The sequence below is a fragment of the Burkholderia ubonensis genome (genome assembly GCF_001718695.1).
In the GTDB taxonomy this organism is placed as follows: domain Bacteria; phylum Pseudomonadota; class Gammaproteobacteria; order Burkholderiales; family Burkholderiaceae; genus Burkholderia; species Burkholderia ubonensis_B.
Genome location: NZ_CP013420.1, coordinates 2,495,092 through 2,519,077 on the forward strand (window position 1 = coordinate 2,495,092; position 23,986 = coordinate 2,519,077).

At 61.5% G+C, this 23,986-nt stretch carries 18 protein-coding genes; 9 read left to right on the forward strand and 9 right to left on the reverse strand.

The window, feature by feature from the left end:
- Positions 1-20: 20 nt before the first annotated feature.
- Complete coding sequence (locus WJ35_RS29980) at positions 21-7,748, forward strand: CHC2 zinc finger domain-containing protein (RefSeq protein ID WP_155121898.1); 7,728 nt, start codon at positions 21-23, stop codon at positions 7,746-7,748.
- Between the two features lie 322 nt (positions 7,749-8,070).
- On the opposite strand, the gene gyrB is transcribed toward WJ35_RS29980, so the two are convergent.
- From gyrB to dnaA, 3 genes are all read right to left on the reverse strand, one after another.
- Positions 8,071-10,545 carry a DNA topoisomerase (ATP-hydrolyzing) subunit B gene (gyrB, locus tag WJ35_RS11405; protein WP_010097666.1) on the reverse strand — a complete coding sequence of 825 codons (2,475 nt, stop codon included), beginning with the start codon at positions 10,543-10,545 and terminating at the stop codon, positions 8,071-8,073.
- 192 nt (positions 10,546-10,737) lie between these two features.
- Complete coding sequence (gene dnaN / locus WJ35_RS11410; RefSeq protein ID WP_010097668.1) at positions 10,738-11,844, reverse strand: DNA polymerase III subunit beta; 1,107 nt, start codon at positions 11,842-11,844, stop codon at positions 10,738-10,740.
- Positions 11,845-12,008: 164 nt separating this feature from the next.
- Positions 12,009-13,586 carry a chromosomal replication initiator protein DnaA gene (gene dnaA / locus WJ35_RS11415; protein WP_069239183.1) on the reverse strand — a complete coding sequence of 526 codons (1,578 nt, stop codon included), beginning with the start codon at positions 13,584-13,586 and terminating at the stop codon, positions 12,009-12,011.
- A 409-nt stretch (positions 13,587-13,995) separates the two neighbouring features.
- On the opposite strand from dnaA, the gene rpmH reads away from it, so the two are divergent.
- From rpmH to yidC, 4 genes are all read left to right on the forward strand, one after another.
- The gene (gene rpmH / locus WJ35_RS11420) at positions 13,996-14,130 is read left to right on the forward strand and encodes a 50S ribosomal protein L34 (RefSeq protein ID WP_004198824.1); all 135 of its coding nucleotides are present in this window, start codon (positions 13,996-13,998) and stop codon (positions 14,128-14,130) included.
- A 15-nt stretch (positions 14,131-14,145) separates the two neighbouring features.
- Complete coding sequence (gene rnpA, locus WJ35_RS11425; protein WP_060238503.1) at positions 14,146-14,607, forward strand: ribonuclease P protein component; 462 nt, start codon at positions 14,146-14,148, stop codon at positions 14,605-14,607.
- Between the two features lie 75 nt (positions 14,608-14,682).
- Positions 14,683-14,949: a membrane protein insertion efficiency factor YidD gene (yidD, locus tag WJ35_RS11430; protein ID WP_059527039.1), complete on the forward strand. Its 267-nt coding sequence runs from the start codon at positions 14,683-14,685 to the stop codon at positions 14,947-14,949.
- Positions 14,950-14,957: 8 nt separating this feature from the next.
- Complete coding sequence (gene yidC, locus WJ35_RS11435) at positions 14,958-16,643, forward strand: membrane protein insertase YidC (protein WP_069239184.1); 1,686 nt, start codon at positions 14,958-14,960, stop codon at positions 16,641-16,643.
- A gap of 115 nt (positions 16,644-16,758) precedes the next feature.
- On the opposite strand, the gene WJ35_RS11440 is transcribed toward yidC, so the two are convergent.
- Positions 16,759-17,181, reverse strand: coding sequence for a transcriptional regulator (locus WJ35_RS11440; RefSeq protein ID WP_060238505.1), 423 nt, complete (start codon positions 17,179-17,181; stop codon positions 16,759-16,761).
- Between the two features lie 336 nt (positions 17,182-17,517).
- On the opposite strand from WJ35_RS11440, the gene mnmE reads away from it, so the two are divergent.
- Positions 17,518-18,912, forward strand: a complete 1,395-nt coding sequence (mnmE, locus tag WJ35_RS11445; RefSeq protein ID WP_060238507.1) for a tRNA uridine-5-carboxymethylaminomethyl(34) synthesis GTPase MnmE — start codon at positions 17,518-17,520, stop codon at positions 18,910-18,912.
- Between the two features lie 92 nt (positions 18,913-19,004).
- Here the strand turns inward: mnmE and WJ35_RS32515 are convergent, their stop codons facing one another.
- The 4 genes from WJ35_RS32515 to WJ35_RS31800 form a co-directional block, all read right to left on the reverse strand.
- The gene (locus tag WJ35_RS32515) at positions 19,005-19,127 is read right to left on the reverse strand and encodes a hypothetical protein (protein WP_257785821.1); all 123 of its coding nucleotides are present in this window, start codon (positions 19,125-19,127) and stop codon (positions 19,005-19,007) included.
- Between the two features lie 148 nt (positions 19,128-19,275).
- Positions 19,276-20,634 (reverse strand): sensor domain-containing diguanylate cyclase, encoded by a 1,359-nt coding sequence (locus WJ35_RS11450; protein WP_069239185.1) that lies wholly within the window; start codon positions 20,632-20,634, stop codon positions 19,276-19,278.
- A 113-nt stretch (positions 20,635-20,747) separates the two neighbouring features.
- The gene (locus WJ35_RS11455) at positions 20,748-20,996 is read right to left on the reverse strand and encodes a DUF2795 domain-containing protein (protein WP_069239186.1); all 249 of its coding nucleotides are present in this window, start codon (positions 20,994-20,996) and stop codon (positions 20,748-20,750) included.
- A 109-nt stretch (positions 20,997-21,105) separates the two neighbouring features.
- Positions 21,106-21,276 (reverse strand): hypothetical protein, encoded by a 171-nt coding sequence (locus WJ35_RS31800; protein ID WP_010090279.1) that lies wholly within the window; start codon positions 21,274-21,276, stop codon positions 21,106-21,108.
- Between the two features lie 151 nt (positions 21,277-21,427).
- Here WJ35_RS31800 and speG point away from each other — a divergent pair, with 151 nt between their 5' ends.
- From speG to WJ35_RS11470, 3 genes are all read left to right on the forward strand, one after another.
- A complete protein-coding gene (gene speG, locus WJ35_RS11460) occupies positions 21,428-21,970 on the forward strand; it encodes a spermidine N1-acetyltransferase (protein WP_069239187.1) in 543 nt (180 codons plus the stop codon).
- Positions 21,971-22,461: 491 nt separating this feature from the next.
- Positions 22,462-22,809 (forward strand): surface attachment protein Sap1, encoded by a 348-nt coding sequence (gene sap1, locus WJ35_RS11465; protein ID WP_059633245.1) that lies wholly within the window; start codon positions 22,462-22,464, stop codon positions 22,807-22,809.
- A 168-nt stretch (positions 22,810-22,977) separates the two neighbouring features.
- Positions 22,978-23,532 carry a YaeQ family protein gene (locus WJ35_RS11470; protein WP_060238514.1) on the forward strand — a complete coding sequence of 185 codons (555 nt, stop codon included), beginning with the start codon at positions 22,978-22,980 and terminating at the stop codon, positions 23,530-23,532.
- 18 nt (positions 23,533-23,550) lie between these two features.
- Here the strand turns inward: WJ35_RS11470 and WJ35_RS11475 are convergent, their stop codons facing one another.
- The gene (locus WJ35_RS11475; RefSeq protein ID WP_010090283.1) at positions 23,551-23,964 is read right to left on the reverse strand and encodes a VOC family protein; all 414 of its coding nucleotides are present in this window, start codon (positions 23,962-23,964) and stop codon (positions 23,551-23,553) included.
- Positions 23,965-23,986 lie beyond the last annotated feature (22 nt).

A 23,986-nucleotide genomic window follows, 5' to 3' on the forward strand; every position in this document is an offset into this window, starting at 1 on the left:
CACAGTATCAAATATCTAAAATGAGCCCGACAAAACCTGGAAGCGAAATCCGTCGACTAATCGCACAACTAGCTGACACGATCCACATTGACGATCTCGCCGAGCGGTTGGGAATTCCGGTAAGGCGTGTAGGCGGCCGTTCGTATGCGCAATGTATATTCCATAACGACACCAACCCATCCATGGCGCTGTATCCGGGTACACCACGAGATAAGGCGCATTACCACTGCTTTGTCTGCGACGCTCACGGCGATATCTTCGAACTAGTCAAACAGTCGAAAGGATTGGACTTTGTCGAGGCGGTGCGCTGGCTGGCGTCGTCCTATGGATTAGCGTCGCCAGCACTAGTAAGTGGTGCATCAGCAAGAAAGTCTCCGATAACAAGAGGTCGGGCGATCGTCGAACCGACGTCCGCAGATACCGGCGTTCTCGAGCGCGTCGCCGGGGTGTACAGGCAGAAGGATACGAAAGCACTTGAGGGATGGTTGAAGGCTCGCGCGCTGCCCAAGGAAATCGCTGCCGCGGCAGAGTTGGGTTTTGCTGCCCCGGCTACACTCGTGAATTATGTTGAGAACAGTCGATCTGATTTCGGCGCATTCAGGGAACTGCTCGGTCAATTGCAAAGTGCAGGCCTAATACGCTCTGAAAGAAAGAAGTTAGATGTTATCGCTGCCGAGACTTATCTAAATCTCGGTGGGCAATATAGAGATTTCTTTAACGACAGTCGGGTGATTTTTCCAATAAGGGACGCTTCAGGGCGAATGTTGGGATTTGCAGGGAGAAGGTTAAACGAGTCGCCCGCGCCGAAGTATCTCTATTCGCCGAACCTGCCTAAATCGCAGGTGCTCTATCGAGCGGATTTCGCGCTTGCCAAAATCAAAGCCCACTTAGCCGACGGTGCCAAGCCAGTGGTATACGTTTGCGAAGGACTAGTCGATGCTTTGAGGCTCGAAAGCATTGGCTTGTCCGCCGTGGCAGTTCTCGGCTCGCGCATGTCGGACGCTCAAGCTCGAATCCTAATCGATTTCGCGGGTACGTTGCCCGATATGGCTCCCCTGCAGGTCCGATTCTTCCTAGACCAGGATGGGGCCGGCTTGAAAGGGGCGACAGCATCCATACAAACTGTCCTTAAACTTGATAAGGACGTCCGCCTAGAGTTAGGGTTCGTCTGGCCAATTGACGGTCAATTGGCTCATTCGCAATCGCTTCCAATTAAGGATCCGGACGATTTACTCAGAATGTTCGATGAACCGGGGCCGGCAATTGCATATCTTAACCGTTCCACCCACCCGGTCGCGGTAGCGCTTCTGGCTGAGCGGCTCAGGGTTCCGCCGGTAGACATCCTAGAAGACAACCGCTGGGAAACGATTCCCATTGGAGCGAAATATCGCCTAGCTGTACTACTCGAGAGCTTGGCAGGTGGTCTTGTCGATCGCGTCCTGACAACGGGAACGGCACAATCCGGCTCATACGGCAAGTGGCATCAAGATGTCTGGCGATTTATTCAGAATCCGCTTCCTACACGTGTTGGACTACCGATCCAGTCTGCGGAAGAAATCGTCCTGCAACTGAATATCGCGCGTGAACTCGCTCAGGCGGGCGCAAACAAAGGCGAGGTGCTTTCGGATATAGCGGCATGGAGGCGCGTATCACTTGCCGCCACCGCGTTTAACGAAGGTCTCATAACGCGGCTCCAGCAAGTCCAGTTTCAGCCGATCGAGCCTTTCGACGCCGTCGTCGTGTCGAGAGGATTTGGCAAGGATGAAGAACGCCTCAAGGCAATGCCGTGCCTTGAGGATTTGATCGTACAGCAGTACTTAATGAATGAACTGCTCACGGAGCGCCTAGACGACGGTTCCGAGTCAAAATTTAGCAATCATATTCCGGCCGTTCGCTACTACCGCTCAATTGATCACGTGCGCACAACTGGCGAACCAGGAGGAACTGAACATAGCGAAACGCTGAGTTTTGCGTATCAAGTCGACATGGATGCGCTAGAGGGCCGCTCTCCTCCAGGCGAAGGCGGAATGTTTCGTCCATATTTCGAGTGCTGGCGCGGCTTCATCTCTTCGCTGCTGAGGCAGGGGCGAGCGATGAGCCATGTTCATATGGTCCGTCTAGATTTGAAGAGATACTACGATCGCATAACGCGTATCGTCGTAAAAGACATTTTGGGTAGCAGTATTGAGTCAGCGTACAAAAGCCTAGGTGATAGTCGCGAGGCCTTCGTTCCGCTCTTTCGCCCTACGGGACTGCAAGCCGAGCGTCAACATGCTGCTATCGATTTTCTTCTGGATCAGAGCTTCGGATTTTACTACTACCATCCGAACACGGGACATCCGATAGCATCCGATCGGGAGAAGGGCATACCACAGGGGCCAGTGCTGTCCGCGTGGCTCGGAAATATTATTCTCTTCAAGCTTGACGCTGTGATGCGTGCAAAGCTACAGGAGCTTAACCTCGACCAAGTTGTTCGGGCTGGTTACGCGAGATATGTCGATGACGTGGTCATTTTGGCCGAAAATCAAGGAATACTCGATGTTCTGAGAGCGGCCGCTGAGGATGTCGCTCGCACTCTACAGCTTGAACTGATTTCGAAAGAAAATTTCGCGCCAATGTCAGCGGAGGAATTTTCACAGCATCTAACTGCTGGCCGCGCACTACCGGCCTATGGTCCGCGAGAAGAGGCGCTACTCCTTGAATCTGGTGATGGCGACGCCGGCTGGGGTATGTGGCAGACCGAGGGGCCACGCCGGCAAACATCGTTGGAGCTTCTTCGGGATTCTCGGCTGTACGCCATGCCGGCCGATACGGTTCTGGATCAAGTTTACACGGCACTGAGGGCCGATGATTTGCGACCGGCGGAACTAGGGAAAGCTTCGCGCTGGTTGTGGTATCAAGCTGCGCTGTCGTTCAAGGAAACTCAATATAGTGCGCAAGATGTCATTGCGTGCTACTGGAAGCTTTGGGGTACCGTAACTTCAGGCGCACCTTTTACACTAGATGTACGAGTTCCTTGGGATGATCCGGCATTCCATGCGATCGAAGGATTGGAGAATCTGTTCGAGAGGGCAAACCATGTCGAATTTGGTTTGACACCAGAAGAATCAATTGAACGAACAAGGTGTATCGCTGGCCTGGCGCGCGTAGCCCGCTCTCTGGAGTTCGCGCGAATGTTTGAACAGACCGACCGCGAAGATGCGCCCCCAGGATGGGGACACGGGACAGAGCGCTTGCGTCGAATGTTTTTCCAGCGTGTCATCTGCATGCGCTGGAAAGCCGCGTGTTTGACCGATGACGCTCCCGTGGCTGATTCTCGCAACGAAACAGCCCAGATTTTGCTCCATCATCTTGGCGACCCACTGCGCGCTTCGCTACGGCGATCACTTATTACAGATGCGGAAACTTGGAGGACCGGTACAACGGGTGTCGCAGTAACCTCTAGTGGCCAGTCTGAATTCAATGTGTTGAGTGACGGGTTTCAATGGATCCATCGAGCGATCGCAGCGCTGGCATCTGAGACGGATTTCTTAGAAGCGGATCCGCTATCAGGGTTTGATAGTGACCTCGAAAGGATGGAGCGGTGGCTGAGGGACGATAGAGCAGCGCATTTTTCGGTTACGCACGATAGGTTTCTGCCGTTGCTGCGCGGTCTATTGCCGAATGATGATGATCCATTCAACACGCTTGGGCGGCAAAAGCAGGACGGCGAGACTACTTTGCTCTCTCTCCAGACGCTTGCCGCTATCGCGCCGAGACAGCATCTGGCAAAGTTGCTCTCAAGACGAGGACACTTGCTACAGGGCGGCGGAGAAAAGCTCCCCCTTCCGCCCTTACCAGGCGTGCCTGCGAGAGGGCTACTTCTCATTTCTCATACCGAGAGAGATGGCAATTGGGCAAAAATCTCGACCGTATGGTGGGTTACGCCCCAACGAGACGATGCGGAAACGTTGCTTCCTAGCTTCCGCGTTGCGTCCACGAGCGGAACCGTTGAAGAAATCGCGCTCGATTGGCGGCAAGTCCAAGGGGTGGATGGGCTTCAAATGTATAGCGCGGCATGGGCTGCGGACAACTCGCCTGCTTACGCGCTGTTGCAACCTCCTGCGTTATCAATAACCACCCGCTGTTTGGCGTGGATCGCAGATGCTTACGAGTCGATCGCAAAGTTAAATCATATTGTCGGGAAAGATATGTCGATCGACGGTGCCGAGTTTGCACCGGCTTGGCCATATCTGGTCGTCAACTCGCGTCCCGAGAGCCGCGACGAGACCTCATTAAAGCTGACACTACTCTCGCCGCGTTATCCGCGGTCGTCGCTTGACGGTCTGGCATTCGTGCGCAACGGCGCGCGGGGCTTGCAGACCTACGACGTGCCGGAACTATATGGTCGACATTGGCGAGCTGGTGTTCTTCTGTCCGATTTATTCGGGTTTCGAAGCGATCTCGATCAGTACGCTTCATTGAACCCACTCGCTCTTGGTCATCACGACGCCGCTGATAACCTCGATCCTGCCGCGCATCTTCTTCGTAACGTTCTTCGTAAGTTACGAGGAGCATACGTAAACGGACGTGTACTCCAATCCCCGCCGGGGCGAGATTACATTCCTGCATCCATTGCCCGATCACTTGACCTGTTACGAAAGTTCCCGGTTGACGGGGAATACCACAACGCGATGGCCTACGTGCTTTCTAGCGAAGCCGAGACCGCTGGAATGCGGACACGCCTCGCGACTGACGTGTCGCTGAATTATCCTGGCATCGTGGGAGCTTTCTTCGAGCAGGTCGCCATACGCGTCGTTAGCCGGATACAGCTAGGTTGGCTCGGTCAACTCTCTGAGTCGAATACTACCAACACACTATCGACAGAACGCATTCTGCCGCGGACATACTGGTCTCTAGCCAATAGATTTTCGTCATTGCGTTCGGCCACAGAGCCTATCGGAGAGCAAGAGCGAAGCCTCACCGTGCTGGTCTCAGGATTGCGGCTTGCAGCGATATCGGCGTGGTTACGTGAGCTGACGTTTTCGGTGGAGGCCCTTCCAAGAAAGGAGGAATGGCCACTCCCCCTCGATGGTGAAGTCGCCGAAGTATGGCAAATTGAGGAGAGAGGTTTTCTTTTCGATCGGCCTGACGGATCTGTTAGCGTTCTTACAGAGTTCTTCCAAAAAAAAGTAGCCGAAGGTGCATCGGAGCGGGCATTCGCGAACGTTACCCCGCTCGGTTGGCTAGTTTTGCTGGCGGGGCGAATTGGTCTGATCAACGGATTAATGAAAAGACCGGTGATGCGCGAGTGGAGTATTGATCAAGTTGATCGTACAAAAGCGCTGGCAACTAGCCTTTCGGCAGTTGCATCTACGACTGTTGAAGATGGAGATGGTGTACATCCCGACTGGCCGTTTGAATGCGATCGCGCAGCTGTGCTTGAGCAATGGGCGGAATTTTCGTTTGCTTCGAGCACAGTCATCGTCGGCGAATTCGAGGCGAATATCGGCCTCAATCATACTTCTCGGGTAGTCGGGCAGTGGAAACTTAATCCTGCGGATCGCAGCTTCACCGATTCAGGCGGAGCTAAATGGGGCGTCGCACCGTGGCAGATTCTATTGGGTGGAGGCACAAAACCAGAGCGGGTTACGATAGGCAGGCAAATCCTCGGTATCTGGGATGAAACACGAGACGCGGAAGGAAGCCTTTTAATCGTCGCTGCGCGCGATACACGGCTTGGCAAATTGCTCAACGAGGAGGCTTTCGCTCGTAAAGACTCACAAGGCGACGTTGCATCGGACACGCCCGGAAGCCCATCCGAAACGGCTAGTGGTGACGTATTCGAGACTGGCATTCATATAACGGACAAGGCGTCTGAAAAGAGTAGCCAAGCCGACAACAGGCAAGAATCGCGTTCGTCGATCAATGAGTTACGCTCGACTGATGATGCGTTGCGGGGAGCCCCGCAGATCTCCACTCCTTCCGGTTCATCGTCATTGGGTCGACGGAATGATTGGCGGACGTTGCAGCAGAACACGTGGCAGTTGAGGCGTGCGAAGTCGCCAGGACACGTGCGTATTGCGCTGATGCAATGGGAGCTGGATGAAACCTATCATCATCCGGCAATCGATGCGGACAAATGGGACAAGAAATGGCCACCACGGAGGGAGCCGGTCGGAGGAATTTCGAAGCCACTTTTACCCTTTGAAGCGAGCGCGATCGAATATCGTCGCAGGCAGTTTCTCACTGAGGCGCTAACCGCATGCGAAAGCTTTAATGTGGATGTTTTAGTACTTCCGGAGTACTCGGTTAGACCTGATACTGTCGGTTGGCTGAAAAACCAGCTGCAGCTAAGGACGGGGGCGCCTTCGATACTGGCCGGCACCTACAAGTTGCATGGTCGATCGTCAGATCTGAACTTCGAAAAGGTATATCGGGAGATTCTCGGTTTAGCCGAATATCAGAAGACATTCGAATCGTCGTCTGTCGTCACGAAGGGAAGCACCGGAGGTTACATTTCTGGCGAGCACAGTGCGGTACTAACCATGCTATCGCCTTTGGAATTGGAGAACGGAGAACGAGTTGTCTGTACCTTCTCGCGGCGCAAGAAATATCCATCACTCGCAGCCGCCGAAGTCTTTAATCCTCCTTTGGAACCGCTGGAGCCGCTCTTTTCGAGTTCTGGGCTGTTGCACGAATTAGAGCATCGTTCCAAGGGAGGCCTTCGTTCTGCCACTTCACAGGCGGTATCGGCAGCCGAAATACTCCATTACGTCGGAAAACTGCGACATCTGGAATGTTTCGCAGAATTTGTGTGCTCAGAGCTGTTCTTGCCAATGAGCCTCGCCAACCATCAAACGCTCGCTGTAGAACTGCATAAACTGGCGCGTCGATTCGGTGCAAGACTGGATGAGGAGGCCGCGATGATGCAAGTACAGTATGACATAGCTAACGTTGCGAGATTTCTGGGCATCTCTGATACAACAGCGTCGATGAAGCGACGTTCAATTCTGCTGGTGCCAGCGATGACGACCAGATCGGCCGACTATTGGATCTTTGGCCAAGCCGCTTTGCTCGCCGGTGGCGCGACAACTGTCTTTTGCAACGCCGTCGATAGCCATTCGGTCGGCGGAAGTTGCTTTATTGGGCGAAATAGTTGGAATGGCGGCGGGCACAACGTCCACCGCGACACGAACATAACTCCTTATGCGGGGTGGTCAAAGGGTATTTACTACAACAGTCGCTCCGACGCTCTTGGCGATAGTGAGCAGGCGATGGTCATCGCCGACGTTGACCCGCTCTTTATGCAGGAAGGCAAGCCAAGGCCGCAGGCGCTCGCGAATCCACTTCAGCTCGTTGCTTACTTGCCTATTGTGGAGGTTGACGAAAATAAATCGCCGAAATTTGGATCTGACTTGCACGACAGACTAGCTTCGCTGGTCCCATCACAAATCTGGAGCCGCATCGTTGAGCCTACAGTTCCGGGTATTAGGGAATTGAAGGAATGCATTTCGACACAACTCGCGGCCAAGGACAAATCGACGGATCCGAAAAAAAGCTTGGCGGTGCCCTTCAACGAACGCTTTAGCCATTGGGAAAATTATTGGAACACAAATGTCTTCGTTGGAATGCCGCCAGCGCTTGTGGATTGGCTGTGGGTGGAGAGTACACCACCCACTCAAGCAACTCGGGGAGCCGAGATCTTTGTTCCAGGGTACTCAGATGACGATCTATCACCGATGCCAACCGATCACTCCATCCGATAACGCACGACCTTTGTGAAACTAGATGGGTAGCCCAGCTTCGAAGCTGGGCTACCCAAAGCCGTTCGATCTATTGGTCGCGATCGTTCCCGCTGTCCGTCAAAGGACAGTGTCACGAACGATGATCGATGTGCGGGGAAAAGCCGGTTCAGTGCCTTAGACGTTTCGTGCCAACAATTGCCGGCGCCGCGAGACGTGAACGCCAACTACTGCCTGCAACGCCATCCGAACTTGTCGTCAGGGTAGTCACACGAATTCCGTTTTTCCGGTCTCATGCGAGGCGCCCTAGTCTCACTAATTCCGTTTCCCTGCACTACATTCGCTGTTAAACATCAATATTCCCCGCCCTCAACGCATTAGACTCGATAAACGCCCGCCGCGGCTCGACCTCATCCCCCATGAGGGTAGTAAAGATCCCATCCGCAGCAATCGCATCCTCGATCTGCACCCGCAGCAACCGCCTTACCGCCGGATCCATCGTCGTTTCCCAAAGCTGCTCGGGGTTCATCTCCCCCAGCCCCTTATACCGCTGCTTCGAAACGTTCCGCTCGGCATCCGCCAGCAACCACTTCATCGCGCTCTTGAAGTCGCCGACAGCCATACTGCGTTCCCCCCGCTTGATGACCGCCCCTTCCCCAATAAGCCCCTTGAACGTATTCGCGGTGGTCACGAGCTGCTGATAATCCGCCGTATGCTGGAATTCCTCGTCGATGACGGAGACCCGCACATTCCCGTGATGCGCGCGCTCAACCCGCAGCGACCGCAGCTCGCGCACCGCGTCATACGAAGGCACGACCCGCACTTCGTTCTTGAGCGCTTCATCATGCAGCGCGGCGTGAAGCGCCTTGGCCGAAGCCTCGGTCGATTCTTCGCTGGAGAGATCGATCACAACCCCATCCATGACGGCTTCAAGCGCGGCCGGGTCATACAGGCGGCTGAGTCGCTCGATCACGCTCTGCGACATCAGATACGACCGCGCAAGCTCCCCAAGCGCATCCCCCGAAATCGCCGTCGCGTTCTCGCCAGGCACCAGCTCCGACCCTTGCAGCGCGAGCCGCAGCATATGCGCGTTGAGCTCCGAGTCGTCCTTCAGATACCGCTCATCCTTGCCCGCCTTGATCTTGTAAAGCGGCGGCTGCGCGATATACACATACCCGCGCTCGATCATGTCCGGCATTTGCCGATAGAGGAACGTGAGCAGCAGCGTCCGGATGTGCGCACCGTCGACGTCCGCGTCGGTCATGATGATGATGCGGTGATACCGGAGCTTGTCGAGGTTGTAATCGTCCTTGCCGATCCCGCACCCAAGCGCGGTCACGAGCGTCACGATCTGCTCGGACGACAGCAGCTTGTCGTAGCGCGCCTTCTCGACGTTCAGCACCTTGCCGCGCAGCGGCAGGATCGCCTGGAACTTCCGATCGCGGCCTTGCTTGGCCGAGCCGCCTGCCGAGTCGCCCTCGACGATGTAGATTTCGCACTTCGCCGGGTCTTTCTCCTGGCAGTCCGCGAGCTTGCCGGGCAGGCCGACGCCGTCGAGCACGCCCTTGCGACGCGTCATCTCCCGCGCCTTGCGCGCAGCATCGCGCGCACGCGCGGCTTCGACGATCTTCCCGCAGATGATCTTCGCGTCGTTCGGCGTTTCGAGCAGGAACTCTTCCAGCGCCTTCGCGACGACTTCCTCAACCGGCGCCCGCACTTCGGAGGAAACCAGCTTGTCCTTGGTCTGCGAGCTGAACTTCGGCTCCGGCACCTTCACGGACAGCACGCACGAAAGCCCTTCGCGCATGTCGTCACCGGAAGTCTCGACCTTCGCCTTCTTCGCGATCTCGTTGTCGGCGATGTACTTGTTGATGACGCGCGTCATCGCGGCCCGCAGGCCGGTCAGGTGCGTGCCGCCATCGCGTTGCGGAATGTTGTTCGTGAAGCACAGCACGTTTTCGTTGTAGCTGTCGTTCCACTGCATCGCGACTTCGACGCCCACGCCGTCCTTCTCGCCGTTCACGTGGAAGATGGTCGGGTGCAGGGTGCTCTTCGTCTTGTTGATGAACTCGACGAAGCCCTTCACACCGCCGGCGAACGCGAAATCGTCTTCCTTGCCCGAGCGCAGGTCCGTCAAGCGAATCCGCACGCCGTTGTTCAGGAACGAAAGCTCGCGCATCCGCTTGGCGAGGATGTCGTAGTGATACTCGACGGTCCCGAAGATCGTCGGATCGGCCATGAAGTGCACTTCGGTGCCGCGGTTCTCGGTATCGCCGATCAGCTGCATCGGCGACACTTCCACGCCGTCCACCGTCTCGATCACGCGGTCCTGCGCAACGCCGCGATGGAACTCCATGAAACGCTTCTTGCCGTCGCGGCGCACGGTGAGGCGCAGCCAGCTCGACAGCGCGTTCACGCACGACACGCCCACGCCGTGCAGGCCGCCGGACACCTTGTAGCTGTTCTGGTCGAACTTGCCGCCGGCATGCAGCTCGGTCATCACGATCTCGGCGGCGCTGCGCTTCGGCTCGTGCTTGTCGTTCATCTTCACGTCGGTCGGAATCCCGCGGCCGTTGTCGGTCACGGAAATCGAGTTGTCCGCATGAATGATCACGTGGATGTCGTTGCAGTACCCGGCGAGCGCTTCGTCGATCGAGTTGTCGAGCACCTCGAACACGAGGTGATGCAGACCGGTGCCGTCCGACGTGTCGCCGATGTACATCCCGGGGCGCTTGCGCACCGCCTCCAGACCCTCGAGGATCTGGATCGACGAGGCGCCGTAGCTGCTGTTATCGGGCTGCGTATTGTGCTGTTCACTCATGGATATCTTCCGGTTCTGCGAGGCCACTCAAGCGGCGGCGCGGTGCGCATCTTGTGGATAACGCCGGGCCGCTCCAGTTTTCCTGACCCGTCCAGGGCGCCGGCCCGGCGCCGAAAGGAGGGGTTTTAGATTCGCCATAAAAACGCCAAAGGGGCTTGCCGCCCCCTGGTGTGTGTCGTGATGTCGCGCGCGTCAGATGCGCATCGGCATCACGACATACTTGAACTCGTCGTTCTCGGGCACCGTGATCAGGGCGCTCGAGCTGGCGTCGCCGAGGCTCACCTGCACGGTGTCGACCTTCAGGTTCGCGAGCACGTCGAGGAGATAGGTGACGTTGAAGCCGATGTCGACGGTGTCGCCCTGGTAGGCGATTTCCAGCTCTTCCTGCGCCTCTTCCTGGTCGGCGTTGGTCGACATGATCTTCAGCTGGCCCGGCGCGATGATGCAGCGCACGCCCTTGAACTTGTCCGAGGTCAGGATCGCCGCGCGCTGCAGCGAACGCTGCAGTTCCTCGCGGCCGATCTCGAACGTGTTCTTGTGCGCCTTCGGGATCACGCGCTGGAAGTCGGGGAACTTGCCCTCGACCAGCTTCGACACGAGCTCGACCTGGCCGAACGTGAACTTCGCCTGGGTCTGCGCGATGTCGATGGTGACGGTGTCGTCGATGTCCTCGAGCAGGCGCTGCAGTTCGAGGATGGTCTTGCGGGGCACGATCACTTCCTGGCGGCCGAATGCGCCGCCCTCGATCTTCATCGACGAGAACGCGAGGCGGTGGCCGTCGGTCGCAACGGCCATCAGCTGGTCGCCGTCGACGACGAGCAGCATGCCGTTCAGGTAATAGCGGATGTCCTGCTGCGCCATCGCGAAGTGCACCATGCCGAGCAACTGGCGGAACGACTTCTGCGGGACGCTGAGGCTCGCGCCGAAATCCTTCGCCTGCGCGACGGTCGGGAACTCGTCGGCCGCGAGCGTCTGCAGTGCGAAGCGGCTCTTGCCCGACTGGACGGTCAGGCGCTTGTCGGCGAGCGACAGCGTGACCTGGCCGTCAGGCATCGCGCGCAGGATGTCGAGCAGCTTGCGGGCGGCAACGGTGGTCGCGACCTGGTCGTTGCCGACGCCGAAATCGGCGCGCGTGGTGATTTGCAGCTCCAGGTCGGTCGACAGGAACGAAACGTCCGCGCCGTTCTTGGTGATCAGCAGATTGGCGAGGATCGGCAACGTATGGCGGCGTTCGACGATGCCGCTGACCGTTTGCAGCGGCCTGAGGAGGGTGTCTCGTTCGGTCTTGACCAGTTGCATAGAGTTCCTTCGTTGAGATAACGGCCTGCAGCAGCCTCGCAACGCCCCGCCGGCCGGGCTCTTGGCCCTTGGCCGCCGGAGCGGTCAAACCTGTATTGTGCCTCAAAACCGAACCGCCCCCCTTAAATTGGGGCGGACGCCGAATTCTCAACCCGGCGCGCCGGTCAGCCCTTCAGCGTCTGTTCGAGCACGTGCAGCTCGTGGTTGAGCTGCGCATCCTTGCTGCGCTCGTCGGCGATCTTGCGCACCGCGTGCAGCACGGTGGTGTGATCGCGCCCGCCGAACAGCTCGCCGATTTCCGGCAGGCTCTTCTGCGTCAGCTCCTTCGCGAGGTACATCGCGATCTGCCGCGGCCGCGCGATGTTCGCCGGACGCTTCTTCGAATACATGTCGGCGACCTTGATGTTGTAGAAGTCGGCGACGGTCTTCTGGATGTTCTCGACCGAGATCTGCCGGTTCTGCACGGTCAGCAGGTCCTTCAGCGCTTCCTTGGTCAGCTCGATCGAGATCTCGCGGCCGTGGAACTTCGAATACGCGAGGATCTTGCGCAGCGCGCCTTCGAGCTCGCGCACGTTCGAGCGCAGGTGCTTCGCGACGAAGAACGCGACGTCCTCCGACAGGTTCACGCCTTCCGACTGGGCCTTGCGCATCAGGATCGCGACGCGCATCTCCAGCTCGGGCGGCTCGATCGCGACGGTGAGGCCCGAATCGAAGCGCGAGATCAGGCGATCGTCGATCCCCGAAATCTCCTTCGGGTACGTATCGCTCGTGATGATCACCTGCGCCTTGTTCGCGACCAGCGCCTCGAACGCGTAGAAGAATTCTTCCTGCGTGCGCGACTTGCCGGAGAAGAACTGGATATCGTCGATCAGCAGCAGGTCGAGCGAATGATAGTAGCGCTTGAAATCGTCGAACGCCTTGCGCTGGTACGCCTTCACGACGTCGGACACGTACTGTTCGGCGTGGATGTAGCGGATCCGCGCGCCCGGCTTGTCGAGCAGGAGCTGGTTGCCGATCGCGTGGATCAGGTGGGTCTTGCCGAGGCCGACGCCGCCGTACAGGAACAGCGGGTTGTACGAGATGCCGGGGTTGTCCGCGACCTGGATCGCGGCGGCGCGCGCGAGCTGGTTCGCCTTACCCGTCACGAAGTTGTCGAACGTGAGCACCGGGTTCAGCTTCGAGCGCTCGTACATCGAATCGGTCTCGCCGGCGGCGGCCGGCGCGGCGCCGTTGCCGGGGCGCCACGTGCGGCGGCCGGCGGCCGCTTCATGCGCGGGCAGGCTCGGCAGGTCGATGTCGGCGTCGTCGCCGTGCAGGTGGTGTGCGGCGGCCGCCGACGGCGTCAGCGGCACGTCGGCCGGCGCGCTCGGCGCGGCCGATGCATGTGCGGTCAGGTTTGCGGCAATCGCGGCGACCGCCGCGGCGGGGCCGTTCGGCGTGAGCGGCATGCGCGGCGCGGCCGGAGCGACGCCCGCGGGCGCGCTGCGCATGCCGGCCTTCGGATCGAGGACGAACAGGACTTCGATCGGCGCATTCCAGAAATCGCGGGCCAGATCGGAGATCCGCCCCGAAAACTGGCTCTTGACCCAGTCCAGCTTGAAGCGGTTCGGCGCGGCGATGGACAGCGTGTTCGCCGCCGCATCGAAGGCCACCGGGGCCAAGGGTTTGATCCACGTCACGTACTGCTGGGGCGTCAGCTCGCGCTCCAGCAGTGCGGAACAGTGTTGCCAGAAATCGTTCATCAAGTAACTGTCGTTTTTTGCGTGCACAGCGGCTCGCCGGCGCCCTTGTCGCGAATGCGCAACAAGGCCCGAAGCGGTCGTGCGAGCATGCGTCGGACACCTGCGTCACAGCGGTGGAGGGGCAGGCTTGGGCCGACGCGGCGTGCGGGATTCTTGGAGATAAGGCGAGATTCTACCCGCAAACGCGGCCACAGCGCGAGTTATCCACAGGGTGCGCTGTGGGTCGCGGGGCCGGATCACAGGGCCCCGGCGCGCCTGGTAAAGTATTGACCGTCAAGAGAAAAACGGTTTAAATAGCGGGTTCCGCGAAAACCAATCCTGTATTTCCGGCGATTGCGTTCGCCCGAAGGCCTGTTGGTAAGGGTGCGCGGTCCCTGAATTCCGACATTCTCAACCAAGAGAGAGCATCATGAAACGTACTTACCAACCGTCCGTGACGCGCCGCAAGCGCACCCATGGTTTCCGTGTCCGCATGAAGACGGCAGGTGGCCGCAAGGTCATCAACGCTCGCCGCGCGAAGGGCCGCAAGCGCCTCGCGATCTAACGCGGGTTGCGCGCTGTGACCGCCGTCCGCAGTGATGCGGAAGGGGCCGTCGAGCCGGGTGCGAATCCGTTGCAGACGAAAGCCGCCTTCCCCAAAGCTGCGCGACTTCTGAAAACGGATGAATTTTCATCCGTTTTTCGTTTGCGCCCGTGGCGGCGCTCCGCGCACTTCGTGATTTACGGCAGGCCGACCGGCCAGCCCGCGCGTCTGGGGCTCGTGGTCGGCAAGAAGTATGCGCCGCGCGCGGTGACGCGCAACCTCGTGAAGCGGCTCGCACGCGACGCGTTTCGTCTGCGCCGGGCCGAGTTCGCCGGTTACGACCTGCTGCTGCGGCAGCACACGCGCTTCGACAAGAAGGTGCTGCCGAGCGCGGCTTCCGCCCCGCTCGCGGCGATGTGCGCGGCCGAGATCCGCGAGCTGCTCGACAGGGCGGCCCGGGAGATCGCCCGCCGCGCGTCGAAGCCCGCGTCCGAGTGACGCACCCGTTAGCCGTGCGGCGTTCGCGCCTGCGCGGCCGGCTTTGAAGCGGCGCTGAACGGCGCCGCGTTGGGTATGCAAACGGTATTGATCGCGTTGCTGCGCTTCTACAAGGTTGCCGTGAGTCCGCTGCTCGGCAACCGTTGCCGTTTTTATCCTTCCTGTTCGGATTACGCGCGCGAGGCAATCCAGTATCATGGCGCCGCGCGCGGCACGTATCTCGCCGCCAGGCGACTGTGCCGATGCCACCCGTTTTCCTCGGGCGGCATCGACCTCGTTCCGCCGCCCAACTCCGAAACACGCGCCCGCGGCGACGCCGAAGCGCAGTCCCATCGACTCTGAGACAACGCATGGATATCAAACGCACCGTCCTATGGGTGATCTTCTTCATGTCAGCTGTCATGCTCTATGACAACTGGCAGCGCTCCCATGGACGCCCGTCGATGTTCTTCCCGGGCGCCACGCAGACGGCTCCCGCAGCCGCAGGCGGCGCTTCCGGCGCCGGCGCGACCGGCGCCGGCACCGGCGCCGGCACGACGACGGCCGGCGACGTGCCGGCCGCGGCAGCCGGCGCCGCGCCCGCGACGACGGCGCCCGCCGCGCAGGCGCAGCTCGTGAAGTTCTCGACCGACGTGTATGACGGCGAGATCGACACGCGCGGCGGCACGCTCGCGAAGCTGACGCTGAAGAAGCAGGGCGACGGCAAGCAGCCGGACCTCTACATCACGCTGTTCGACCACACGGCCGGCCACACGTACCTCGCGCGCACGGGCCTGCTCGGCGGCGACTTCCCGAACCACAACGACGTCTACTCGCAGGTCAACGCGGGCCCGACGACGCTGTCGGGCGACCAGAACGCGCTGAAGCTGTCGTTCGAATCGCCGGTGAAGGGCGGCGTGAAGGTCGTGAAGACCTACACGTTCACGCGCGGCAGCTACGTGATCGACGTCGATACCAAGATCGACAACGTCGGCACCGCGCCGGTGTCGCCGACGGTCTACATGGAGCTCGTGCGCGACAACACGGCGGTCGAGACGCCGATGTTCTCGCACACGTTCCTTGGCCCGGCGGTCTACACGGACAGCAAGCACTTCCAGAAGATCGACTTCAGCGATCTCGACAAGAACAAGGCGAACTTCGAGAAGTCCGCGGACAACGGCTGGGTCGCGATGGTCCAGCACTACTTCGCATCGGCGTGGATTCCGAAGCAGGGCGTGAAGCGCGACATCTACGCGGAGAAGTTCGATCCGGCGCTGTACCGCGTCGGCGTGAAGCAGCCGGTCGGCGCGATCGCGCCGGGCCAGTCGGCCGACGTGTCGGCGCGCCTGTTCGCGGGTCCGGAAGAGGAGCGCATGCTGGAAGGCATCGCGCCGGGCCTCGAGCTCGTGAAGGACTACGGCTGGGTGACGATCATCGCGAAGCCGCTGTTCTGGCTGCTCGAGAAGATCCACGGCTTCGTCGGCAACTGGGGCTGGGCGATCGTGCTGCTGACGCTGTTGATCAAGGCGGTGTTCTTCCCGCTGTCGGCCGCGAGCTACAAGTCGATGGCGCGCATGAAGGAAATCACGCCGCGCATGCAGGCGCTGCGCGAGCGCTTCAAGAGCGACCCGCAGAAGATGAACGCGGCGCTGATGGAGCTGTACAAGACCGAGAAGGTCAATCCGTTCGGCGGCTGCCTGCCGGTCGTGATCCAGATCCCGGTGTTCATCTCGCTGTACTGGGTGCTGCTCGCGTCGGTCGAAATGCGCGGCGCGCCGTGGATTCTGTGGATTCACGACCTGTCGCAGCGCGATCCGTTCTTCATCCTGCCGGTGCTGATGGCCGTGTCGATGTTCGTGCAGACCAAGCTGAACCCGACGCCGCCGGACCCGGTGCAGGCGAAGATGATGATGTTCATGCCGATCGCGTTCTCGGTGATGTTCTTCTTCTTCCCGGCGGGCCTCGTGCTGTATTACGTCGTGAACAACGTGCTGTCGATCGCGCAGCAGTACTACATCACGCGCAAGCTGGGCGGGCTCAAGAAGAAACCCGCCTGACGATCGGCCGGCGCCGCGGGCGGAAGCTGTCCGCCCCGTGGCCCCGGCCGTCGCGACGATGCAAAAAAAGCCGCATGGCCTTCGGGCCCTGCGGCTTTTTTTACGGGTGCGGCGCTCAGCGTTTCGTCGCGTCGCCGTAGAACTGCTCGATCAGTTCCTGAACCAGGTAGCGATGGTGGGGCGACAGCGCCTCGATCTTCGACGCGAGCTCGATCGTCTCGGGCGTCGGCGGGTAGCGCTCGTCGCGCGGCAGCGGTTGCGGCGTCGAATGCGCCGCGGTGTTCGGCGGCGGGCCGTAATGCAGCCAGTGGAGATCGACGCGAAGCCACTCCGCGAGCGTGCGCAGCTTGTCCTGCGTCGGGATCGTGCGCCCCGTCAGCCATTTGTGCGCCGTCTGCGGCGACACCGGATGCTCGCCGTGGTGTCGAAGATTGAACTGGTTGGCAAGCTCCGTCGCGCCCACGATCTTGTGCGGGTTGCGCTGCAAGGCGAATTTCAGGCGTACGGAGAACGCCTTTTTCTCTTCGGATGTCGGCATGGAAGAGATTGTGCATTTCGACTAACGGCTTTCAGACAACCAATTGAGATAAACGTATCTCATTCGGATGAGTCTCAAGCTATTATCAGAGGAATATCCTGGTATGCCGACTGCGCGCGAGTCGCCCTGTTTGGGCGTACCTATCCGAAACTGATGTTGGCTCGCGCGGTTCGATTAGTATTTATCTTATCTCTAACGGGATAAATTAATTCTAGTCCTAATCGCGGTTCGGGTAGGCGCGGTGACGGGTGCGTCGTCACGCTACAATGCCGGCGTCCCGATGCCCGTGCGTCGTTCCGCGCGGGTTGGCCGTTCCACCGCTGATTTCCGATTGCCATGCTTGCTACCGATTCCGATCCGATCGTCGCCATTGCCACCGCTGCCGGCCGCGGCGGGATCGGCGTCGTCCGCGTGTCGTTCGGGCGACGCGGCGAGGCGGCGGCGCTGCCGCTGATCGACGCGTTGTGCGGGCAGCGGCTCGCGCCGCGCCACGCGAGCTACGTGCCGTTCCTCGATGAGCATGGCGCGCCGCTCGACCGCGGCATCGCGCTGTATTTCCCGGCGCCGCATTCGTACACCGGCGAGCACGTGCTCGAACTGCAGGGGCACGGCGGGCCGATCGTGATGCAGCTGCTGCTGCAGCGCTGCCTCGACGCCGGCCGCAGCGCCGGACTGCGGCTCGCGGAGCCGGGCGAGTTCACGCGGCGCGCGTTCCTGAACGACAAGCTCGATCTCGCGCAGGCCGAGGCGGTCGCCGACCTGATCGAGGCGAGCACCGAGGCGGCCGCGCGCTCGGCCGGCCGCTCGCTCGACGGCGCGTTCTCGCGGCAGATCCATACGCTCGTCGACGACGTGATCACGCTGCGGATGCTGGTCGAGGCGACGCTGGATTTCCCGGAAGAGGAAATCGATTTTCTCGAGGCGGCGGACGCGCGCGGCAAGCTCGCGCGCATTCGCGAGCAGCTCGCGCACGTGCTCGGCGATGCGCGGCAGGGCGCGCTGCTGCGCGAAGGGCTGTCGGTGGTGCTCGCGGGGCAGCCGAACGTCGGCAAGTCGTCGCTGCTGAACGCGCTGGCGGGCGCCGAGCTCGCGATCGTCACGCCGATCGCCGGCACGACGCGCGACAAGGTCGCGCAGACGATCCAGGTCGAGGGGATTCCGCTGCACATCATCGATACGGCGGGGCTGCGCGAGACCGAGGACGAGGTCGAGCGGATCGGCATCGCGCGCACGTGGAGCGAGATCGAGCGCGCGGACGTCGTGCTGCATCTGCTCGATGCGCGCGGCGGGATGACGGCCGACGACGAGGCGATCGCCGCACGGTTCCCGGCGGGCGTGCCGGTCGTGCGCGTGCTGAACAAGACGGACCTGACCGGCGCGCCGGCGTCGGTTGCGCATCCGGCGGCGCAAGGGGATCTCACCGAGGTGCGTCTGTCGGCGAAGCGCGGCGACGGGATCGACCTGCTGCGCGGCGAGCTGCTGCGGATCGCGGGGTGGCAGGCGGGGGCCGAGGGGGTGTATCTGGCGCGCGAGCGGCACCTGATCGCGCTGCGTGCCGCGCAGGAGCATCTCGCGCAGGCGGCCGATCACGCGGAGCAGCGCGCGCAGTCGCTCGACCTGTTCGCGGAGGAGCTGCGGCTCGCGCAGGAGCAGCTCAATTCGATTACCGGGGAATTTACTTCGGATGACTTGCTGGGGGTGATTTTCAGCAGGTTCTGTATCGGCAAGTGACCGGTTCCGAGGCCGGCTGCTGCGAGCCAATCGCCGGCCTCGGCCCGCCGTGCCGCTCAGGTCCGCCGCGAAGCGGCCGGACCTTCACGCAATCAATCCCAATGACGATGGTGATGGTAATACCCGTCACCGTAATACCCGCCACCATCAGGCACCACGATGCAGCCGCTCAACAACGCGGCGACGCCGGCAATCAACAACAGGGTTTTCTTCATCGTGCTCACCTGCGCGGATTCGAGATGAATCGAGCATAGCGAGCGCGGTCGGCACCGGCTGTAAGCGATCGTTTCGCCGAACCGCAATCGGTAACGGCGGATTATTCCGGTCACATTGACCGTAACAACTGCGATTCCTCCGACGTTTTCACCCCATCACCACGCAGTTGCGCCCGGCATCCTTCGCGCGATACAGCGCGGCGTCGGCGGCTTCGATCAGCGCATCGGGCGTCGACAGTTCATCGGCCGACACGGTCGCGCAGCCGATGCTGACGCTCACGCGCCCCGTCGGCGACGAGGGCATCGGCAGGTCGAGCCGCAGCACGGCTTCGCGTGCTTCGTCGGCCACGATGCGCGCGCCGCGTGCGCCGGTGTTCGGCAGCACGATCGCGAACTCCTCGCCGCCGTAACGCGCGACGAGATCCGCGGGCCGGCGCACGACGCCCGTCAGCGCATTCGCGACCGCGATCAGGCACGCGTCGCCCTTCACGTGGCCGAACGTGTCGTTGTATGCCTTGAAGTGATCGACGTCGACCATCAGCAGCGACAGCGGCTCGCCTTGCCGACGCGCCTGCAGGAACAGCAAGTGGAAATGATCGTTGAAGTGGCTGCGGTTGTAGACGCCCGTCAGGCCGTCGCGCGCGGACGAGCGCATCAGCGTCGCGTGCGCTTCGAACAGGCGCTGATACAGCATCGTCACTTCCCACGCGAGCACGCAGACGAGCACGCCGGGCGTGAACATGCTGAACACGCGCGCGACGTACCAGCCGACCGTGAAGCGGTTCGTGCTCAGCAGGTTCAGCGTGGTATCGGTGAGGCACGCGAGCACGGCGATCGCGAGCCACAGGTCGAGCGTCGTGCGCAGCCGGCCGGCCGCCAGCACCGTCACCAGCGCGAGCGCATTGGCGATCCACACCGCGAGCCCGATGCCGTTCACGGGCAGCAATGCGGCGGCGTCCGGCGGTTGCAGCGCGGGCGGCAACGCCACGTTCAGCGCGAGCACACCGAGCAGCGCCGCCGCGACGGCCGGTCCGCCGACCAGGACGAGCGCCCACAGGCGCGTCTGCGCCGCGCCGACGGGCACGCGCGTGAACCGCTCGCGCGCGACCAGCGCGGCCATCACGAAGCACGGGAAGCCGGTGTGCCAGAAGATCCACATCCACGCGGCGCTTTGCGGCCGTGCGCCAAGCAGGCCGTGCGGCGCGAACACGCCGGGAAACGTCAGCAGCTGCAGCGCGACGGCGAGTGCGGTGAACGCATAGGCGCCGCCCAGCGCCCCGAGCACCGGCTGGCGCGTGACGGCGAATTGCGCGCCGAGGAAGAACGCCGCGATGCCGGCGGTGGTGAACACGGTCAGCGCGCACATCGGCATGAACGGCTCGACCGCGGGCAGCGCGACGTTCGCATGCGGCGCGGCGATGCCGAGCGTGAGCAGGATGACGAGTGCCGACAGCGCGGCGAACCACAGCTGACGGCCCGTCGTATGCTGGATCAGGATGCCATCCATCGCGCCCCCTGCGCTCTCGTGCCGGAACGCCCGGCTCGATGCCGGGCGCGGCCATGCATCCGGCCGCGGTGCGACGGGTGCGGCCCCGATCCTAGCGCGTTATTTGCGCGCGCTCAAATCCCCAGTCCCGGCCCGTAGTTGCCGGCGACCCAGCGCGTGACGGCGTCGATGTCCGCGTAGTCCTGCTCGGGCAGCCCGTCGAGCATCGACAGCACTTCGTTGCTTGCGCCCGCAACGCGCGCGGCGTCGACGATCGCATCCTTGTTCGCGGGGTAGGCGACGCCGGCGAGCACGTCGGTGATCTGCAGGTCGATCGCTTCGGCGGGGATATCGTGGGAAGGCAGAACAGGTTTGTCGTTCACAGCGGAGTCTCGTGGGTTGAGCGGCAATGGGTGGTCATGAGGGCACGGCAACGGCGCCCGCATCGCTGCGGCCGACCGGCAGCCGGACGCAAACCGCACGGCGAGCGATTCAATGCCCGCGCCGCACGCGGCGCCACGGATGCTTCCAGTCGATGTGCGGAGCGTTCTCGTCGCGCGGATGCTGACGCCGGTGTTCCTGCCAGAGTTCATCGGAAAACAGCACGGCCACGATCACGAGCGGCAGCACCAGAAAGACACCGAGTATCAGTTGCTCGATCACGATAGCCTCCTTGCGGTGGCAGGAACCGTCCTATCCATTCTAGGCTCTGAGCTTCACCCGCGGTCAACTTCTTACAGTGCGGAACGCGGCGTTAGAACGTCGCGTCTCAGCGGCGTTTCGCGCGTACGCGGGCATCGAAAAGGAAACCAACATGCAACTCCAGAACGACAAGCACACGCTCGCGCTGAGGCCGCTCGAGCGTCAGGACCTGCGCTTCGTGCATGAACTGAACAACGACGCGAAGATCATGCGCTACTGGTTCGAGGAGCCATATGAAACCTTCGCGGAGCTGTCGCAACTGTATGACCGCCACGTGCACGACCAGCGCGAGCGCCGCTTCGTCGCGGTCGACCTGCAAGGCGAACTGGTCGGGCTCGTCGAACTGATCGAGCTCGACTACATCCACCGCCGCGGCGAATTCCAGATCATCATCGCGCCGCACTGCCAGGGCCGCGGCCATGCGGGCCACGCGACGCGTCTCGCGGTCGAGTACGCATTCAAGGTGCTGAACCTGCGCAAGCTGTACCTGGTCGTGGATACGTCCAATGCGGCGGCCATTCACGTTTATGAAAAATGCGGGTTCCGGCGTGAAGCGGAATTGAGGGAAGAATTTTTCGGAAACGGGTCTTATCACAACGCGTTTCGGATGTGCATCTTCCAGCGGGACTATTTCGAACGGCAGCCGGCCGACTGAATAAGCGTCGGTAAAAGCGGAAAATGGGCGGCGGCGGATGGACCGCCTGCGCATGCGGGAAAATACGGATAAATACGCGCGCGCTTATAGCTGGCATTTTTCTTGTTACCGGATTTTGTGCTGCGGCAGCGCGATAAATTCATATCGTTGCCCGCGACTTTATGTGCGTTGCACCAATCAGGTCGGGCGACTGAAATGAATTATCCAAACCGTTCAGCCGGCGCGGCGTAATTCGGCTGAAAGGGTTGCTGGATAACGCGGCAGGCGGGGCGCCGCGGCGTCGCGCTCCGTGCCGGAAAATCCGGCACCCGGCCGCGAACCGCCAAAAATCGGGTGCGCGGCGGGTGCGACAATTCGCCGCTATTGCGGTTGCACAACAAATGTGCTTGCTATCGGTTATCGCTCTCCTAAAGTGAAAAACGTTGCTCCGCGCTCACCTTTAAACACATAGCTAACCCAGCCTGTTTGCCAGCGTGCATGGGAGACTGAACATGATGAAACGAACCAGTGTGTTTGTTGCGCTTGTCGGTGCATTTGCCGTGGTGTCGATTGCCCAGGCCGGCGGCGATGCCGCCGTGAAGCCGCGGCAGGAGATCCAGTTGACGAAGAACGCGTGGGGCTGCCTGTCGAAAGATAATCTGGATTCCGTACTGGATCACGAGCGCGGCGGCCATTCGCAGGCGAAGCAGCAATACTTCGACGACTTCCGCTGCCTGTCGGTGCCGGAAGGCCAGCGCTTCCGCGTGGTGTCGGTGGACAACGGCGACGTGCAGTTCGTCAGCGCCGACAACAGCGACCAGCAGGGCCTCTGGGCCGATTCGCGCTTCATCAAGCAATAACGCGCCGATCAACGGGCGCATGCGCGCGCCGGCGCAAGCCGGCGGCGCGAACCGATACGGCCCGGCCGCCCGCCGGGCCGTTCTGCTGTGCGCGTCATGCAGCGAACGTCGGGCTTTCGGTATCATCACGGCCCGACCTGAACCGATGCCCGCCCGGGCACTACCCGCATGGCGCTCAAATCCACGATCTACAAAGCCGAACTGCAAATCGCCGACATGGATCGGCACTACTATGGCGACCACACGCTGACGGTCGCGCGCCATCCGTCGGAAACCGACGAGCGGATGATGGTGCGGATCGCCGCGTTCGGGCTGTTCGCGCATGAGCGGCTCGAGTTCTGCAAGGGGCTGTCGGATACCGACGAGCCCGACTTGTGGCAGAAGGACCTGACGGGCGCGATCGACGCGTGGATCGAGGTCGGCCAGCCCGACGAGCGGCGCATCTCGAAGGCGGCGGGCCGCGCCGCGCAGGTGACGGTGATCGCGTACGGCGGCAAGACCTCGGATATCTGGTGGCAGGGCGTGCGCAGCAAGGTGGAGCGGCTGCGCAACGTGCAGGTGCTGTCGCTCGACGACGGCGTCGCGGCGGCGCTCGGGCGGCTCGCCGAGCGGACCATGCGCCTGCAGTGCACGGTGCAGGACGGCGCCGCATGGATCTCGAGCGCGGATCACGATCCGGTGCCCGTCGAATGGACGGTCCTCAAGGCCCGCGCCGACGCGTGACGCGCGCGCCGGCCGCACTCACGCGATCGCGGCCGGCGGCCCCTTGAGCTCCAGCATGTTGCCTTCCGGATCGAACAGGTAGATCGACGGGCCATAGCCGTCAGCGCCGTAGCGCTCCTCGGGCGCGCCCGGCGGCGCGCCGTGCGCGGTGAAATGCGCGGCGAGCGCTTGCGGGTCGAACGGCTCGACGCGCAGGCACAGGTGGTCGAGATTGCGCCCGGCGCCGGGCGGCCCGCTGTCGGGCCGGTCGAGCGTCCCGCCGACGGCGAGCAGGTCGATCAGCGCGTCGCCGGCGCGCAGCTGCACGAGGCCGAGCTCCGGCTGTTCCCGTTCCACACGGCAGCCGACGGCGTCGCAGTAGAAGCGCGTCATCGCGGCCATGTCGGTCACGCGAAGCACGACGTGATCGATCCCGCGGAGGATCGGTTTCATAGGTGAACACTCCTTGGCAAGC